18 protein-coding genes are annotated in these 15,334 nt (G+C 63.7%); 11 read left to right on the forward strand and 7 right to left on the reverse strand.

The annotated features are described in order from the left end of the window. Positions 1-45 precede the first annotated feature (45 nt). A complete protein-coding gene (gene pyrE / locus AArcSt11_RS05230; RefSeq protein WP_250595233.1) occupies positions 46-567 on the forward strand; it encodes an orotate phosphoribosyltransferase in 522 nt (173 codons plus the stop codon). 1 nt (position 568) lies between these two features. After that, a complete protein-coding gene (locus AArcSt11_RS05235) occupies positions 569-1,726 on the forward strand; it encodes an MFS transporter (RefSeq protein WP_250595234.1) in 1,158 nt (385 codons plus the stop codon). A 102-nt stretch (positions 1,727-1,828) separates the two neighbouring features. Here AArcSt11_RS05235 and AArcSt11_RS05240 read toward each other — a convergent pair whose 3' ends face one another. Then, entirely contained in the window at positions 1,829-2,851 is a 1,023-nt protein-coding gene (locus AArcSt11_RS05240; RefSeq protein WP_250595235.1) for a Gfo/Idh/MocA family protein, read from the reverse strand. A gap of 89 nt (positions 2,852-2,940) precedes the next feature. Here AArcSt11_RS05240 and AArcSt11_RS05245 point away from each other — a divergent pair, with 89 nt between their 5' ends. Genes AArcSt11_RS05245 through AArcSt11_RS05260 form a run of 4 tightly spaced genes read left to right on the forward strand, consistent with a single transcriptional unit; the run spans position 2,941 to position 4,390 of the window. Continuing rightward, complete coding sequence (locus AArcSt11_RS05245) at positions 2,941-3,216, forward strand: AbrB/MazE/SpoVT family DNA-binding domain-containing protein (RefSeq protein ID WP_250595236.1); 276 nt, start codon at positions 2,941-2,943, stop codon at positions 3,214-3,216. Further along, positions 3,213-3,680: a type II toxin-antitoxin system VapC family toxin gene (locus tag AArcSt11_RS05250; RefSeq protein WP_250595237.1), complete on the forward strand. Its 468-nt coding sequence runs from the start codon at positions 3,213-3,215 to the stop codon at positions 3,678-3,680. The genes AArcSt11_RS05245 and AArcSt11_RS05250 overlap by 4 nt, the downstream gene beginning before the upstream one ends. Before the next feature lie 43 nt (positions 3,681-3,723). Next, positions 3,724-4,002 (forward strand): antitoxin VapB family protein, encoded by a 279-nt coding sequence (locus AArcSt11_RS05255; protein WP_250595238.1) that lies wholly within the window; start codon positions 3,724-3,726, stop codon positions 4,000-4,002. After that, entirely contained in the window at positions 3,989-4,390 is a 402-nt protein-coding gene (locus tag AArcSt11_RS05260) for a type II toxin-antitoxin system VapC family toxin (protein ID WP_250595239.1), read from the forward strand. Before AArcSt11_RS05255 ends, AArcSt11_RS05260 begins: the two co-directional genes overlap by 14 nt. A 31-nt stretch (positions 4,391-4,421) precedes the next feature. Here the strand turns inward: AArcSt11_RS05260 and AArcSt11_RS05265 are convergent, their stop codons facing one another. Next, positions 4,422-4,901: a hypothetical protein gene (locus AArcSt11_RS05265; RefSeq protein ID WP_250595240.1), complete on the reverse strand. Its 480-nt coding sequence runs from the start codon at positions 4,899-4,901 to the stop codon at positions 4,422-4,424. A gap of 156 nt (positions 4,902-5,057) precedes the next feature. Here AArcSt11_RS05265 and AArcSt11_RS05270 point away from each other — a divergent pair, with 156 nt between their 5' ends. Continuing rightward, positions 5,058-6,077, forward strand: a complete 1,020-nt coding sequence (locus AArcSt11_RS05270; RefSeq protein ID WP_250595241.1) for an aldo/keto reductase — start codon at positions 5,058-5,060, stop codon at positions 6,075-6,077. Between the two features lie 14 nt (positions 6,078-6,091). On the opposite strand, the gene AArcSt11_RS05275 is transcribed toward AArcSt11_RS05270, so the two are convergent. The 4 genes from AArcSt11_RS05275 to AArcSt11_RS05290 all read right to left on the reverse strand — a co-directional run bounded on the left by AArcSt11_RS05275 (position 6,092) and on the right by AArcSt11_RS05290 (position 10,267). Then, a complete protein-coding gene (locus tag AArcSt11_RS05275; RefSeq protein WP_250595242.1) occupies positions 6,092-6,811 on the reverse strand; it encodes a universal stress protein in 720 nt (239 codons plus the stop codon). A gap of 51 nt (positions 6,812-6,862) precedes the next feature. Continuing rightward, entirely contained in the window at positions 6,863-8,074 is a 1,212-nt protein-coding gene (locus tag AArcSt11_RS05280) for an MFS transporter (RefSeq protein WP_250595244.1), read from the reverse strand. Between the two features lie 66 nt (positions 8,075-8,140). Further along, a complete protein-coding gene (locus AArcSt11_RS05285) occupies positions 8,141-8,824 on the reverse strand; it encodes a DUF7546 family protein (protein WP_250595246.1) in 684 nt (227 codons plus the stop codon). 3 nt (positions 8,825-8,827) lie between these two features. Next, positions 8,828-10,267 carry a heme o synthase gene (locus tag AArcSt11_RS05290; protein WP_353617698.1) on the reverse strand — a complete coding sequence of 480 codons (1,440 nt, stop codon included), beginning with the start codon at positions 10,265-10,267 and terminating at the stop codon, positions 8,828-8,830. Positions 10,268-10,384: 117 nt separating this feature from the next. Between AArcSt11_RS05290 and coxB the strand changes: the two genes are divergently transcribed. From coxB to AArcSt11_RS05310, 4 genes are all read left to right on the forward strand, one after another. After that, the gene (coxB, locus tag AArcSt11_RS05295) at positions 10,385-11,137 is read left to right on the forward strand and encodes a cytochrome c oxidase subunit II (protein WP_250595248.1); all 753 of its coding nucleotides are present in this window, start codon (positions 10,385-10,387) and stop codon (positions 11,135-11,137) included. Between the two features lie 127 nt (positions 11,138-11,264). Then, positions 11,265-13,196 (forward strand): NosD domain-containing protein, encoded by a 1,932-nt coding sequence (locus tag AArcSt11_RS05300; RefSeq protein WP_250595250.1) that lies wholly within the window; start codon positions 11,265-11,267, stop codon positions 13,194-13,196. Then, positions 13,193-13,918 carry an ABC transporter ATP-binding protein gene (locus tag AArcSt11_RS05305; protein ID WP_250595252.1) on the forward strand — a complete coding sequence of 242 codons (726 nt, stop codon included), beginning with the start codon at positions 13,193-13,195 and terminating at the stop codon, positions 13,916-13,918. The genes AArcSt11_RS05300 and AArcSt11_RS05305 overlap by 4 nt, the downstream gene beginning before the upstream one ends. Further along, positions 13,915-14,730 (forward strand): ABC transporter permease, encoded by an 816-nt coding sequence (locus AArcSt11_RS05310; protein ID WP_250595254.1) that lies wholly within the window; start codon positions 13,915-13,917, stop codon positions 14,728-14,730. The genes AArcSt11_RS05305 and AArcSt11_RS05310 overlap by 4 nt, the downstream gene beginning before the upstream one ends. Here the strand turns inward: AArcSt11_RS05310 and AArcSt11_RS05315 are convergent, their stop codons facing one another. Continuing rightward, a complete protein-coding gene (locus AArcSt11_RS05315) occupies positions 14,731-15,294 on the reverse strand; it encodes a nitrous oxide reductase accessory protein NosL (RefSeq protein WP_250595256.1) in 564 nt (187 codons plus the stop codon). Between the last annotated feature and the right edge of the window lie 40 nt (positions 15,295-15,334).

Here is a 15,334-nt window from a genome sequence, read left to right on the forward strand (position 1 = left end):
CGACGTTTCACGGCGCTTATACCGTCCCCGTGACGAGTAAGGAGTATGGCAAACGACGAGCTCATCGCGGCGCTACGAGACGCCGACGCGGTCCAGTACGGCGAGTTCGAGCTCTCCCACGGTGGGACGAGCGAGTACTACGTCGACAAGTATCTCTTCGAGACCGACCCGCACTGTCTGGAGTTGATCGCCGAGGCGTTCGCGGAACGGATCGGCGACGAGAAACTGGCGGGGGTCGCACTCGGTGCCGTCCCGCTGGTGGCAGTCACCAGTGTCGAGACTGGCCAGCCCTACGTGATCGCTCGCAAACAAAAAAAGGAGTACGGGACGGGGAACCTGATCGAGGGGCGTCTCGACGACGGCGAAGAGGTGGTCGTGCTCGAAGATATCGCGACGACCGGTCAGAGCGCCGTCGACGCCGTCGAGGCGCTGCGCGAGGCGGGTGCGACGGTCGACCGTGTGGTAGTCGTCGTCGACAGAAACGAGGGGGGTCGCGAGAATCTCGCCGAAATCGACGTCGAACTCGAATCGCTTGTGACGGCCGAGGAGCTGCTGGCAGACGCCTGAAGTGGGCCGCACTCGCCTCTTCGCCTCGCTGTGCGGGCTCGTCTTTCTGGTCAATCTCGCACGGATCATCTTCGCGCCGTTGCTCGACGTCTTCATCGCCGAGTTCGCCATCGGCGAGGCGACCGCCGGACTGATCGTCACGCTGGCGTGGGTCGGCAGTGCCTCGCTTCGCCTGCCGACGGGCTGGCTGTTGACGAAGGTCCCTCGCCACCACCTCGTGCTGGTGTCGGGGACGATCCTCGCGGGCTCGTCGGCGGTCGCCGCGACGGCGACGACGGTACCCCATCTGATGCTTGGGACCTTCCTCATGGGAATCGCTTCGGGCGTTTACTTCGTCTCGGCGAATCCGCTGGTGAGCGAGCTCTTCCCCGACCGCGTGGGCCGCGTGATGGGTGTCCACGGCGCAGCCAGTCAGGTCGCCGCGGTCGTCGCGGCCCCCCTGGTTGCGCTGACGCTGTTCGTGAACTGGCAGCTCTCACTGTGGCTGATCGCCGTCGCCGCGGCACTCGTCACCGTGTACATCTTCGTCGTCGCACGGGAGACTGAGCTGCCGGATGCGGGGCGACACGATAGCAACCTGCTCGCCAGCGCGCTCTCGGAGTGGCGACTCATCGGGACGGCGCTGGCGATCGCGGGCATCACCGTGTTCATCTGGCAGGGCGTGTTCAATTTCTACGAACTCTATATGCAGTCGAAAGGGCTCTCCCGGGGCATGTCGAGTACGATGCTCACACTCGTCTTTGCCGCCGGAATCCCCGCGTTCTTCGTCGGCGGCGATCTCGCCGACCGGCTCCCGAAAGTGCCCTATCTGCTGGGCATTGTCGGGACGTTTGCCGCCGGGCTCTACGCGCTGACGGCCGCCGAGAGCCTCTGGGCACTGATTACCCTCACCGTCATCGTCGGCTTCGTCATCCACGCACTGTTCCCTGCAGTCGACACCTACGTCCTCGGAACGCTCCCCGACGAGACCCGCGGGAGCGCCTATGCTGTCTTCAGTTCTATCTGGATGCTCAGCCAGTCGCTGGGCTCGTACGTCCTTGGCGTCTTCATCGAGGGAGGATACACCTACGACGAGGTGTTCGCCGCCAGCGCGGTCGTTCTGGGTGCGAGCGTGGTCGTGCTGTTCATCGTCGACCGGACCGGTCGGCTTCCGGGCTGACGAGATCGGCCGTGTTACGGACTCAGGATCGATATTCTCCTTTACTTCGAATACTGTAGTAATATGCTACAATTATTGAAGTAAGTGGCTGAAGTGGGCGGACTACCCGCTTCGAGCGTTTTCGATCAGCGCCTGCACGTCGACGCGCTCGCCGCGTTCGGCCGACATGGCTGCCGCCTCGGTGAGCGCAATGGCCCGCAGGCCGTGCTCGGGCGGCACCGCAACCGCTGTATCGTCACGGATCGCATCGAGCAGGTTCTCCAGTTTTGCCTCGGTCAGCGAGACGAAATCCGTCTCGCCCTCGACCGGAATCGAGGCCGGTTCCTCGCCCGGTTCTGTGCGTGCCACGCCGCTCTCGCCCTGCGAGACTCTCCCGTCGGTACCATAGATATCCAGCGAGTCACCGACATCCGGCGTCGTCGGGCCATTACCCACGAGCGCGGCGCTCGCGGTCACTCGCCCGTCCTCGCGCTCTAGCTCCACGGAGAGCGCGCTGTTGATGTCGACGCCAGTCCCGGACTCGTCGATCGTCGCGCTCACCGAGACCGGCTCGGCGTCGAGTACCCACAGCAGGACGTCGAGCAGGTGCGAGCCCGAATCGTAGAGGAAGCCCCCACCCGAGAGGTCAGGGTCGCCGCGCCACGTCTTCGCGTAGTCGACCCAGTCCTGTTCGAGGTGGCAGTCCACGAAGTGTGGCTCGCCGATCACCCCCGACTCGACGCACTCGCGGAGTTCGCGAAAGCGCGGATCGAAGTGGCGCTGGTAGCCCACCTGCACCAGCTGATCGGACGCCGCGGCGGCGTCGACGAGCGCCACGGCGTCCTCGACGGTCGTCGTCATCGGCTTCTCGACGTGGACGTGCGCGCCGGCGTCGAGCGCCTGCAGGACCTGCTCGCGGTGGACCGAGTGGATCGAGGCGACGTTCACGATCTCGGGGGTGTGCTCGTTGAGTAGTTCGTCGGTCGTCTCGTACGCCGGGGCGTCGAACTCGCTTGCGAACGTCTTTCGGGCTTCCCCGGACGGGTCGGCACCAGCAATCACGTCGACGCCGTCCATGTCCGCGAATAACTGGAGTTCTAGCTGACCGAGACCGCCGAGTCCGAAGCCCGCGACAGTGAGTGTCATAGTTTGGGGTTGTCGCCGCGCCGACTAATCTCTGTGGCATGATACGGACTGACGAAAACTGTTATACATTTCCCACTCAAAGTGGGACTATGGTGCAGGTCGACTCGAAAGGGCGGATCGTCCTTCCAAAAAAGCTCCGCGAGCGGCTCGGTATCGTGCCCGGTACGGAGGTCGACATCCGCGAGGAGAACGGGAAAGCGGTCGTCGAACCGGAACCCGAGCCCGAACAGGTCATCGACCGAATGGAGCGACTCGTTGGAGAGACCGGTGCGGAAAGCGACCTGAAGCCGCTTGACGATGTGGCCCCGAGCGCCCGTCGGCACCGGGAGGCGGTGGACCGTGGCGCGCGTGAGGACAGCCGATGACCGACGGCGGCGGGCCGTACCTGTTCGATGTCGGTGTGATTGCGCTGGCCCACACCGACGCGCCGGTCCGCGACGCCGCGCTCTCGTACGTCCACGACGCGATCGCGGGCGAAATCGACGCCGTCGTCCCCTACCCCGCGCTGTTCGGTGCCCACGCCGTGCTGACGACCTACTACGGGCGGACGAACGCCGAGGCCGCTCGACTGCTGGAGAACTTCATGGACGCGAGGCGGATCCACTGGTGTGACCGACTGCCGGAGGCGACGGTCCGCGGCGGCTTCGACCGCGTCCGGAGTGCGAACGTCGGCGGCTGGGATGGCTACTACGCACAGGTCGCCATCGAGGAGGGTGTCAACACGGTGCTGACGATCGACGACGACTTCGAGCGGTTCGACGCGTTCGAGACGCACGTCATTCTGTCGAGAGACGAGTTCCAGGAACTGAACGCGTTTCTCGGGGAGTGATCCGTCACCAATAGTTTTGTGTTTGTGTATCTATACACAAACTATGGGGACGAAAACCATCGGCATTCGGGAGGACGTATACGAGCGGTTGAAGGCTCGAAAACGAGAGGACGAGAGCTTCACGGACCTCGTGGATCGCATACTGGATGACACCACTGTCGATTGGCGTGAGGGATTCGGAACGCTCACGGAGGGAGACGCGGACGAACTCGAACGGATCGTCGAGGATAGTCGTGATCGGACAGGTGAAGGGCTGTCCGCACGCCAGCGGGAGGCTCTCGACGAACTCGCGGATGTAGAGGCAGACGATGAAACTGCTTGATACAACCTTCCTCATCCATTACTGGGCGGGACGGCAAGCGGTTGCAGAGTATCTCGAACGACACGAAGAAGAGGAGTTCGTGACGACGACACTGAACATCAAAGAAATCGCCGTCGGACGGGAGATTCAGGGGACGCTCGATCCAGTCGAGATTCAGTCACAGTTCGAGTGGACGACGATCCTCCCGTTCCAGATGGAACATGCGGTTACTGCTGGCGAGCTAGAAGCGGAATTTCACCGGGACGAAACAGTGAATCAGGACGAAATCAATTCCCTTGCCGGAGATCTACTGATTGCCGCCGTCGCCAAAGCGGAAGGCGCGACAGTCGTCACGCAAAATACGGACGACTTCGAGCGATTCGATGGAGTGGCTGTAGAGAGCTACTGAGTGTATGTCTCGTGAATCAGCGCCTGTCAGGTTACTCTTCACGCCCGATCCCGAGTGTCACGATTGCGATCACTTCTCCTTCATGTTCAAGATACGGGGCGTTCGGAAGTCCCTCCGCATTCTGCCGTGGGAGGTCCTCGTAGGCGTCCTGTGTCGCCTCGGCTTTGTCGGATGTCGCACTGACTCCGTGGATCGAAATCCCCTCGAACTCCCCGTGATCAGAACTGCGAACAGTACCGCGTTCGTACTCTACGTCCGAAAGCTTCTCGAACAGCTCGGCGAAGAGCCCGACCCCGTCGACTCTGTCGTCGTCCGATGGAACCGGATCGATCGATGACGGAACGTCTTCGATAACCCAGGCTTCGATATGCATCAGTTCCCCGGATTTTTGCTCGTCCTCAGTACTGTCTTCACGTTTATCGCCGCTAGTCGTCGAGTTGGAGTCTAGACAGCCTGCGAGGAGAGCCGGAGCACTCGCACTGAGGACCTGCCGACGGCTCGGGGGCGTCATCGGCTACCCTCCAGCGCGTATTCAGGGGTGACCATGGGTGATCGTTGATCGGATCGTCGTATATGTTTTGTGCCCGTCACGACGGTTCCACTATCCGACGTACCAGCTGACCGCTACCCAACCGATTAACTCCCTCGGCGGGCGATATACGGTCGTATGGAGTACACACAGCTCGGTTCGACCGGCACGTCAGTGTCACAGCTCTGTCTCGGTACGTGGCGCTTCGGCCGCGATACCGACGGAACCGTCGAAACGACGAAAGAGGAGGCCCACGAACTGCTCGACGCCGCCGCCGAGCGCGGGATCAACTTCATCGACACCGCGAACGTCTACGGTACGCCGAACGGGAAAAGCGAGCAGTGGATCGGCGAGTGGCTGGAGGACCAGAATCGGGACGACTTCGTCCTCGCCTCGAAGGTCTACTTCCCCTACGACGGCGACGGCGAACCGGGACCGAACGACTCGGGGCTCGGACGCAAACACATCCGAGCACAGATCGAGGGTACGCTGGATCGGCTCGGCACCGACTATCTCGACCTGTACTACATCCACCGCTTCGACGACGACACGAAGGTCGAGGAGACCCTGCGGACGCTCAACGACCTCGTGCGCGAGGGCAAGGTCCACTACATCGGCGCGTCGTCGATGGCTGCCTGGAAACTCACGAAAGCCCTCTGGAAGAGCGACGTCGAGGGACTCGAACGGTTCGACGTGACACAGCCCCTTTTCCACGCGGCCTACCGTGACGACGTGGTCGACTATCTGGACGTCTGCGCGGATCAGGAGATTGCAGTCTGTCCGTACTCGCCGCTGGCGGGCGGATTCCTGACGGGCAAGTACGAGCGCACCGAGGACGGCATCGAGGCACCCGACGACTCCCGCGGGGCGATCGACCCGAACTTCGACGACTACTACGTCTCCGATCGGGGCTGGCAGGTGCTCGACGAGATCCGGGCCGTCGCCGAGGAGGTCGACGCCACGCCCGCACAGGTATCCCTGCGCTGGCTCATGGATCAGGAGAAGTTCACCTGCGTCCCAATCGTCGGCGCGCGCACCGTCGATCAACTGGATGAAAACGTCGGCGCGGTTGACGTCTCGCTCAGTGACGATCAGCACGACCGGATCTCCGAGGCCCGCTACGACGAAGAGGGCAAGCGCTGGGGCCACCGCGACTGATTGCGGGCCTGTACTCACCGACGCCTGACCACGAGCGTCGGGCGGTTCGTCCGGTCGCTGATCCGCCCGGTGACACCACCGAGGATCCGTCGCCGGAGCGACGGCTCGGATTCACCGACGACCAGCAGGTCGTACTCCTCGGCAGTCGCTGCGATCGTTTTCGCCGCCGATCCGGAGCGTTCCTGTTTCCATCCGATCCGATCGGGATCGACGCCAAGTTCGCGGAGCTTGTCACAGGCACCGCGCAAGAGGAACTCCGCGCGCGCCTCGTCGGCATCGGAGTCGGCGACGTGGAACACGGTGACTGTTACCTGGCTGTTTTCGAGCAACCGCCCGGTGAACTCCACGAGGCGCACGATGTTCGGGTCGCCCTTGATCGGGACGAGTATGTCGTCAACAGCGTTGTCGACCTCGCCGGGCGTCACCACCGCGTCAACTCCGTACTCCTCGGCGACCCGATCGACCGTTTGCGACCGATTCCTCGTGAAGACGACGGTCGAAACGACGTCGTTCTGCCCCTCGAACTCGTCGACGATTGCGTCGGTCCGCTCGCGCGCCGCGTCGCCGAACTCGGCTTCGTACTGCTCGGTCGGGGTCTGATCAGGAACCGTCCCGTAGCCGAGGACGACCACTCGGTGGGGGCCCAGCAGATCGATAAGCGCGCCCGGTGGAGTCGTTGCTTCGTCAACCTCGACTGGGAGCAGGACCGTTGGCTGTGAGAGAGCGGTTGTCATATGTACTAACGTGTCGGCTACAGCATCAACGGCGGGGGATGACAGGGAGCTCTAGCGGCTGAGCAGCAACACCGCCGCGAGTGCCGCGGCGCAGGCGATCGTCACCGTGAGCACCCAGAACGCCGTGACGAAGCCGACCGACTCCGAGAGGACGCCGACTACGGCGGGGGCGAGCGCGCCCGACCCCATCAGGAGCGTCCGGACGATTCCCAGACTGCCACCAGCAACTGACTCGGGGAGGACCGACATCCAGTAGGCACCCCGCACCGGCCGGAAACCATGTGAGCCGAGGCCGATCACCACGACGACCGCACCCAGCACGAGCGGACGACCGGTCGGCGTCAGGACGACCAGCGCGGCGAGGGCGGCCGTCGCCAGCGTGAGGGTGGCGACGATGACCGGTAACTCGCCAACCCGGTCACTGACCGTCCCTGAAACAATCTGCACCACGCTCGCGGCGAACAGCGCGCCAAAGAGCAGTCCAGCAGTCGCGGGGGTCAGCCCCGCCTCGCTGGTGAGATACAGCGGCAGAAAGGCAACGACGCCGTTGTAGGTGAACCCGAACAGCACCGTGACGAGGACAAAGGCGAGGAGACGGGGGTTCCGGAAGAGCGTGACGTATTCACGAACTGTCCCGCCTGACGCGCCAGCACTGTCCGTCCCTTCCGGATCAGAGACCCGCAACGCGAACGCGACCGTTCCGACGATCCCCGCGAGTCCAGCCACGAGAAAGACCGTCCGCCAGCTCTCGCCGAGCAGGGCTGGTCCCGCGAGGACGGCGACGACGACCGCCGGTGCGGCTACACCCGCAAGCGTCCCGATAGTGTCCATCGTCCCCAGTGCTCTCCCCGTTCTGGCGGGATACAGCCGCGAGAGCAGACGGATTGCGACCGTCTTGTGTGCGCCGGTCCCCGCGCCCATGAGGACCATCGCGCCGACGAGGACGGGGAAGGGCGAGTCGACGACCAGCGCGAGTGCGGCCAGCGCGGCGACCATACTTCCGGTCGCGATGACCCGAACCGAGCCGAATCGATCCGCGAGCGCGCCGGAGGGAAACTGCATCGCGGCGTACGTCAGCATGAACCCGGTGTACGCAACCCCGATTTCGGCGTTCGTGACACCGTAGACGCCCTGTAGCGGCTCGAATAACGGCGGGAAGGCATAGCGGACGAACTTCGCGAGAAACCAGAGCAAGGAGACCAGTACGAGCGCGTCGAACTCAGTGAGCCTCGCGGATACGGTTCGAAGCGATGGGCGGGCCACGGGTACAGGGACGTTTCTCCTTCCGAAATATAAAGCGCCCGAGACGAGCTGCCCCCGCGGGAAGCGTTAGCGCCCGAACGGCCGCCAGTACAGCAGGCCGACCGTCACGACGAAGATGACGGTCGACAGGCCAAACGAGAAGCCCGAGGTCGCCGCCGTAAACGCGCTCGCGGAGCCGCCGGTGATACTCGCCACGACGGCGGCGATCAGCGGCCACGTACAGCTCACACAGGAGACCAGTCCCAGCAGGCCCGAGACCGCGGCGTTGGTCGCATCGATGATCGTCGCATAGACGAGGTAGGCAAGTGCCGCGTATCCTACGATAAACGCCGGCATCAGGGACAGTTCGATCAGCTCGCCGCCGTAGTACAGGTTCGGCACGAGACCGGGGGGCCCTGCTACGTTCACGTTGAGCCCGCCCGCAAAGGCGACGTCATAGAATGACGCCCCGGGGGCGATCAGTCCGCCGAAGAGGGCGAGCAGGCCGAAGTAGAGGGCAGCGATTACGCCTGCTTTCCGGCGCGTCCGCACGGAGGCGTCGGCAGGCGACGTGCGATAGAGCGCCCACGCGCCGACGTTCAGCCAGATCAACGGGTAGAGATGGAACGTCGTCACGCTCGTCTGGCCGAGCATGAGCAAATACACCCCGAACAGGATCAGCTGTGTGTTGATGATGACCGCGTACAGCAGGGCCGTGTTCCTGTCGGGAAGGAAGCGATCGAGGTCGGCTCGCTGTGTGAGTGAGCTCATCGGTTACAGTACGAGTGCGTCGACGACGATGGCGACGAGCAGCGCGCCGAGATAGGCGTTCGAGGCGTGGAATGCGCGAAACGCCGCTTGCTCGGTGCGTTCCCAGTGGAGGCGGACGACTGCCCAGAGGAAGACGCCGCCGAGAGCGACCGTCGTCGCGGCGTAGAGGACGCCGAGATCCGTAATCACCGAAAGCGCGCTCGCGCCCAGCAGGGTTGCTGCCAGATACCACAGGATGTGTTTTCTCGTGACCGCCTCACCGTGGACGACCGGCATCATCGGGAACCCGCCCCGGGCGTAGTCGTCCTTGTACGCCAGCGCGAGGTTGTAAAAGTGGGCGGGCGTCCACAGAAAGATCACGCCAGCGAGCGCGAGTCCGGGCAGGCCGATCCGTCCCGTCACGGCGACCCACCCGATCATCGCGGGCAGCGCGCCGGCAGCACCGCCGATAACCGTGTTCTGGACCGTGTTCGGCTTGAGCACCAGCGTGTAGATGACGCTGTAAAACAGGATCGCAACGAGGCCGAGTGCAGCCGCGAGGACGTTCACTTGGAGGAAGACGGCGAGTGACGCGAGGGTTAGCAGGCCGCCGAAGGCCAGTGCGTTCCGGACCGGGACGAGGTGGGTTGCGACCGGTCGGTCCGAGGTTCGGGCCATCTTTTTGTCGACATCGCGTTCCAGCACGTGATTGAACGTGCCGCTCGCGCCGATCGCCAGCACACCCCCGGTAAGTGTCAACACGATGGTCCGGATGGTCAGGTCGGGGCCTGCGGCCAGCGCCATTCCTGCTGATGCCACGAGACAGAGCAACCACATCAGACGCGGTTTCATCAGTCGGAAATAGGCGAACGCGGTCAGTTTCGCCCGGCCCAGCACGTCGTCCGGGACTGTGGGGGTCGGGACATCGCCGACTGGCTCCGGGTCGGGATCCGGCTCAGTGGGATCGCTCTCGACGTCGAGTCCGGCCGTCTCGGCTTCGAGCGTCCACGCGAGCGCGAGCACCAGCGTTCCGAACACGAGCATTGCGACAAGCAGATGCAGGTTCGAGAGCACGCCGGTCAGGCCAACGGTCGCGGCGGCCGCGCCGATAGCTACCTGTGTCGTGTACAGGACTACACCGAGCCCGAGCGCCGCCCGGACACGTCGTGACGCGTCCCCGATCAGAGCGATTGCGGCGGTGATCGCGACCAGTACGCCGACGAGCAGAGCGGTAACCCGGTGGCCCCACGCGATTGCGATCTGTGTATCGGAGATGGCAAACCACTCACCGCCACAGGCTGGCCAGCCCCCGCAGGCCGCTGCAGCGTCGGTGATCGCGGTCGTCGCGCCGACGACGATCAGCAGATACACACCCATCACCGTCGTGGCCAGTAGCCACGTGAACCGGTCGTGACTACCGACCAGCGGAAACCTCGATTCGCTTCGAACGGGGGGGTGTGACACGTACGACTACCTCTTGTGATACCCTTCGACTGGGGATACTTATGCGGCGCGCTTCGCCCGGCCCTCGCTCGAAAAGTCAGCACATATTTAACCCCCTTTCCCTAAGAACGACCCATAATGAAGAGAGCGCGGATCGCCCTGATCACCGTGTGGACGGGGACGCTGTTGCTGTTGCTGGCCCAGCCAGTTTCGGCGGCGTCTACCTCCGCCGAGCTGATCAGCGACCTCAACGAACGGCTGATCATCGTCGCCCTGCCGATCACGCTACTGGTCGAAGGGATCCTCATCTACGCCGTCCTGAAGTTCCGGAACAACGACGATCCGAAGCCGACCGAGGAGAACCGCCGTCTGGAGATCACGTGGACGATCGCGACCGCCATCGTCCTGCTGTTCGTCGGATTCGCCGCCTTCGAGGTCATGGCGGATCCCCAGGTCAGCTCGATGGCCGACGACGAACCGCCCGAAGACGCCGTCGTCATCGAAATCGAGGGTGACGACGCCTGGCAGTGGCACTTCGAGTACCAGAACGAGTACGAGGGTGTCGAGATGACCAACGAGATGTACATCCCCAAGGATCAGGAAGTCTACATGCAGGTGACCGCAGAGAACTGGTTGCATATGGTCCACATACCGGATCTGGGTGTGAAACAGCAGGCCCAGCCCGGCGTGGTCCACACGGTGTCGACGACGCCGACCGAGACCGGCTCCTACCAGGGCTACTGTACGGAGTACTGTGGTGCTGGCCATTCGGGAATGCTCTTCGAGACACACGTTGTCACTGAAGAGGAGTTCGACGAGACAATGGAAGAGCAACTGGCCGAAGCCGAAGAAGAGGAGAACGGCGACGAAGCGAACGGTAACGACGAGTAACCCGCAGGTGTTTTTCAGCTCGATCAATGCACGGTACAGCTACTGCTGTACGCGTTCTGACTGGCCGTTCGAGAACCATACCAGACAACGTAAATCGGCACACCCGATACAACGACGTGTGAACCAGATGCTGTACCGTGGTCGGGAGCTAACCATTGCGGTGGTGATTGTCGCTGGCCTGATCGGCATTATTGCTGCCGGCGTGTTCGCCGCTGATGTCGAGGATTCGACGCCCTCGCCGGAGCCGTTCGACTCGGTGACAACGCTGGGTATCTCACAGGAAGACCAGCGCGACGCCGAGCACGATGACCTCTCGATTCCCCGTGTACAGGTATTTTACTCCCAGTACGAGTACGTGGTCGGCTACTACGGCGTCGAGCAGGCAGTTAGCACGCTCGACCAGCCCGAACACGACCAGCAGTTTGGCTATCCGCTTGTCGTCTACGTCTCTGACTACGGGGGGACAACGGTCGAGCTTACGGATGAAGGGTATCTGACCGCCGAAACGTCGACCGGCTGGGTCGACGCGAGCGACGCGTACTTTGTCGTCGATAGCGAGGCCCGGACGCCGGCTGGCGAAACTGTCGTCCCGTTCGGTTCGGAATCCGCGGCCACGGTGTTCGTCGACGAGCACGGAGGCGAGATCGTCGACTGGCCCGAGCTCCGAACGCGCTCGTTCGACGTCGACAGTGCCGCTGTCGTGCGCGACCGTGTCGACGAGCAGCGATCACAGGCCGACGAGCAAGTCGATGCTGTCGAGCCATTGCTCGACCGCGACCCGGTACGAACCGTCGAGGACGACGAGACTGTACAGGACGCGATCGACGACGCGCCGGCGGGATCGACAGTCGAGATCCCAGCCGGAACCTACGAGGAGACCCTTCGGATCGACGAGCCCCTCACGCTCCGGGGCGAGGACGCGACGATCCGCGGTGACGGCGAGGGGAACGGTATCGAAGTCCGGGCCGACGACGTGGCCATCGACGGCGTTCATGTCGACGGAGTTGGCAATCAGACTCGCGATCCCGATGCGGCGACAGAAGACGGCGACGAGGAAGACTGGGACGCCAACATCGAATCGGGCTACGGCCACGGTGATGCCGGAATCCACGTGGTCGACGCGACCGGCGTCTACGTCACGAACGTCTCGATCGAGACCCCGGCAAACGGCGTCTTGCTCCGTGACGCACCCGATGCGGTCGTCGACGACAGCACGGTCGACGGGAGCGAGGAGTGGCGCGACGGGTTCATGGGCGTCATGTCGATGCGCTCGCCCGGCGTGGTCCAGAACTCCACGTTCGACGGTGGCCGCGACGGCGTCTACCTCCATCGATCGCCCGAGACAGTGATCCGGGACAACGAATTCTACGACAACCGCTTTGGCGTCCATCTGATGCATACATCGGATTCGGTGATCGCGGACAACCACGCTCGCGGGCAGGAACTCGCCGGACTGACGATTATGACGAACCCGACACACAACGCGATTGTCGGCAACGATGTCCGGGAGGCGACGCATGGGATCCTCCCCGCCGGGTCCCAAAGCTACGTCGCCGACAACGTCGTCGCGGACAACGAGTATGGCATCACGACAAGCGCGGACCAGTCGCTGTACGAGGCAAACGTCATCTACGACAACGACGTTGGTCTCCGCACCGGCTCGATCCTCGCCTCGAACCGGGTCGTGCACAACGATATCGTCGCGAACGACCAGCACGTCGACGCGAACATCGGTCCGTTGCGGATCTGGACCTTCGACGGCCAGGGCAACTACTGGGACGGGGCATACGGTACGGAATCGGGGGGCGTACTGGATCGCTCGTACTCCCCAACAGATCCCGTACAGGGACAGCTCCACCGGACTGATGGCGCACTCACGCTCGCGGAATCCCCCGCCGCGCGCGGATTGAGCGAGCTTCGCGGCACCACGCCCGGCCTGCGCAGTGGAAGCGTCGTCGACACCGCGCCGCTTGCGGAGCCAGTGAACCCTGACAGACTCGCCGAACTCGACGACGAGCAACGGTCGGAGCTCGGTGAGGATGGAGGTGACACGTCATGACAACCGAGGCGATCCTCCGTGCCGATGCTGTCAGCCACTCCTTCGATGAGGTCGAGGTGATCGACGATATTTCGGTCGACGTCGAACCGGGGGAGGTGATGGCGATCGTCGGACCGAACGGCTCGGGAAAGACGACGCTCTTGCGCGTGCTGGCTGGACTGTTGCCGTCGACCGATGGGACCGTCGAGTATCGGGGGCCGGACCGCGAGCGCGAGATCGGGTACCTCCCCCAGCGCCCAACCTTTCGACCGGGGTTTACAGTTCGCGAGACGATCGATTTCTACCGCGCGCTCGTCGACGAGGAAGGGACGGATCGGCTCTCACAGGTCGGTCTGGCCGACGCTGCGGACCGACGTGTCGAGGCCCTTTCCGGCGGGATGACGCGGTTGCTCGGAATCGCACAGGCGACGGTCGGCGATCCACCGGTGGTCGTGCTCGACGAACCGGGGAGTGGTCTCGATCCCGGGATGCGTCGTCGGACGTTCGAGGTGACGAACGACCTCGCGGACGACGGGACGGCGGTGCTCGTGAGTTCACACGACCTGTCGCTGGTCGAGCGGACGGCGGATCGTGTACTGGTGCTCGACCGCGGAACCGTTGTAGCGGACGGCTCGCCCGACGAACTACTGGGGACTCACGGAATGGATTCGCTCTGGGACGTGTTCGGCGAGGCTACCACGGGATCGACTGATGCCGTCGACGTCGCGGGGGTGACCCAATGAGCGGTCGCCGTGCGGCGCGGGTCATCTTCGGTCGCGAACTCGCGAGCATTGTCCGCACGCGTAGCTATCTCCTGCTGTTCGTCGGCGTTTCCGCGGTGATTCTCGGGATCGCAACCGTCGGTGGCGGGACCGGTGCGGGCTACGTTCCCACCGCAGTCGACCTGCTCTTGCCGCTCGAACTGCTCGTCCCCGCGGTCGCGTTCGCAGTCGGCTACCGGTCAATCGCGGACGACGTCCAGCGCGATGAGCTATCGGTGCTTTCCACCTACCCCGTTCCGGACTGGGCGTACGTCGGCGGCGTCTACGCCGGTCGGGCAGTAACCGTCGTGGGAATCCTCGGCATCCCATTGCTCGTCGTCGGCATCCTCGTCTCACTCTCTGCTGGCCCGGATACGACCATCGTCGCGACACATCGCGGGATCGACTCGCCGGTCCTGTTCGGCCGGTTCGTGCTTCTCACGCTCGCGTACGGGTTGATGGTGCTGGCCGTCGTACTTGCCCTTTCTGCGCTGGCGAGCAGTCGGAAAGCAGCGTTAACGCTCGCCGTCGTCGGCCTCGGTGGACTGGTCGTTGGCCTCGACCTGCTCGTTCTCCGTGGCGTCGGGACGGGATGGGTGACTGGCGATACGCTGCTGACAGCAATCGCGGCGTCGCCCACGAGCGCGTATCGTGGGCTGGTGTTCGAGACGGTGCTGTACGTCGCGTTCGAGGCAGAAACCGGTTACGCGTCTCCCGTTGCGAGCGCGTTTAGCCTGCTAGCATGGACCTTGATCGGCCTGAGTATCACCGCGCTCGGCGTCTCTCGCCGGTGATCAGTTCCCCATCGCGTCGAGTAGCTCACGGTTGATTTCTCCGTGGGTAACGACGTCGCCACCGTGCTCGTCCGCGAAGGTCGTGGCATCGCCATCGTCCTCAAACGGGATCAGATCGGGGCCCATCGCGCCGTGGGCATCCGATCCTGCGACAAAAGTAATCCCTGTTTCCTCGGCGTAGTCGTCCGCGTCCAGATGCGCGGAGATGAACGGCTGCTCCTCGTCCCCCGTGAGGCTGTAATCGACGCCACTGTAATCGGTGAGATACGTGACGATCGGTGTTTCTCCGGCATCTTCGGCATCGAACCGGTATCGGTAGGTACAGGTGCCGCTGCAGAAGTGCGCTGGACCCTCCCGATCGTCCGGGTAGTCCTCGAAGAATATCTGCCCAGTCGGACCGGGGTGTTCCTCGATCACCATGCCACACTGATCACAGGACTGACCGTCGTCGAGGGCGATCGGCTCCGGTGCATCGTCATCACCGAGACAGCCGGCGAGCGCGCCGATCGCTACCCCGCCTGCAGCTGCCAGAATACGCCGTCTACTGAGGTTGCTCTCGTACATGGGAAGACGCAGGTGCTGGACGGTATTAGGGAGTCTGGTA

The organism is Natranaeroarchaeum aerophilus (assembly GCF_023638055.1).
In the GTDB taxonomy this organism is placed as follows: domain Archaea; phylum Halobacteriota; class Halobacteria; order Halobacteriales; family Natronoarchaeaceae; genus Natranaeroarchaeum; species Natranaeroarchaeum aerophilum.

Coding starts and splice junctions, on each gene's coding strand:
- AArcSt11_RS05240 (WP_250595235.1), bottom strand. CDS start 2,851: ATGACACTCACTGTCGCGGGCTTCGGACTCGGCGGTCTCGGTCAGCTA.
- AArcSt11_RS05315 (WP_250595256.1), bottom strand. CDS start 15,294: ATGTACGAGAGCAACCTCAGTAGACGGCGTATTCTGGCAGCTGCAGGC.
- pyrE (WP_250595233.1), top strand. CDS start 46: ATGGCAAACGACGAGCTCATCGCGGCGCTACGAGACGCCGACGCGGTC.
- AArcSt11_RS05260 (WP_250595239.1), top strand. CDS start 3,989: ATGAAACTGCTTGATACAACCTTCCTCATCCATTACTGGGCGGGACGG.
- AArcSt11_RS05245 (WP_250595236.1), top strand. CDS start 2,941: ATGGTGCAGGTCGACTCGAAAGGGCGGATCGTCCTTCCAAAAAAGCTC.
- AArcSt11_RS05305 (WP_250595252.1), top strand. CDS start 13,193: ATGACAACCGAGGCGATCCTCCGTGCCGATGCTGTCAGCCACTCCTTC.
- AArcSt11_RS05265 (WP_250595240.1), bottom strand. CDS start 4,901: ATGACGCCCCCGAGCCGTCGGCAGGTCCTCAGTGCGAGTGCTCCGGCT.
- AArcSt11_RS05275 (WP_250595242.1), bottom strand. CDS start 6,811: ATGACAACCGCTCTCTCACAGCCAACGGTCCTGCTCCCAGTCGAGGTT.
- AArcSt11_RS05255 (WP_250595238.1), top strand. CDS start 3,724: ATGGGGACGAAAACCATCGGCATTCGGGAGGACGTATACGAGCGGTTG.
- coxB (WP_250595248.1), top strand. CDS start 10,385: ATGAAGAGAGCGCGGATCGCCCTGATCACCGTGTGGACGGGGACGCTG.
- AArcSt11_RS05270 (WP_250595241.1), top strand. CDS start 5,058: ATGGAGTACACACAGCTCGGTTCGACCGGCACGTCAGTGTCACAGCTC.
- AArcSt11_RS05285 (WP_250595246.1), bottom strand. CDS start 8,824: ATGAGCTCACTCACACAGCGAGCCGACCTCGATCGCTTCCTTCCCGAC.
- AArcSt11_RS05300 (WP_250595250.1), top strand. CDS start 11,265: ATGCTGTACCGTGGTCGGGAGCTAACCATTGCGGTGGTGATTGTCGCT.
- AArcSt11_RS05310 (WP_250595254.1), top strand. CDS start 13,915: ATGAGCGGTCGCCGTGCGGCGCGGGTCATCTTCGGTCGCGAACTCGCG.
- AArcSt11_RS05250 (WP_250595237.1), top strand. CDS start 3,213: ATGACCGACGGCGGCGGGCCGTACCTGTTCGATGTCGGTGTGATTGCG.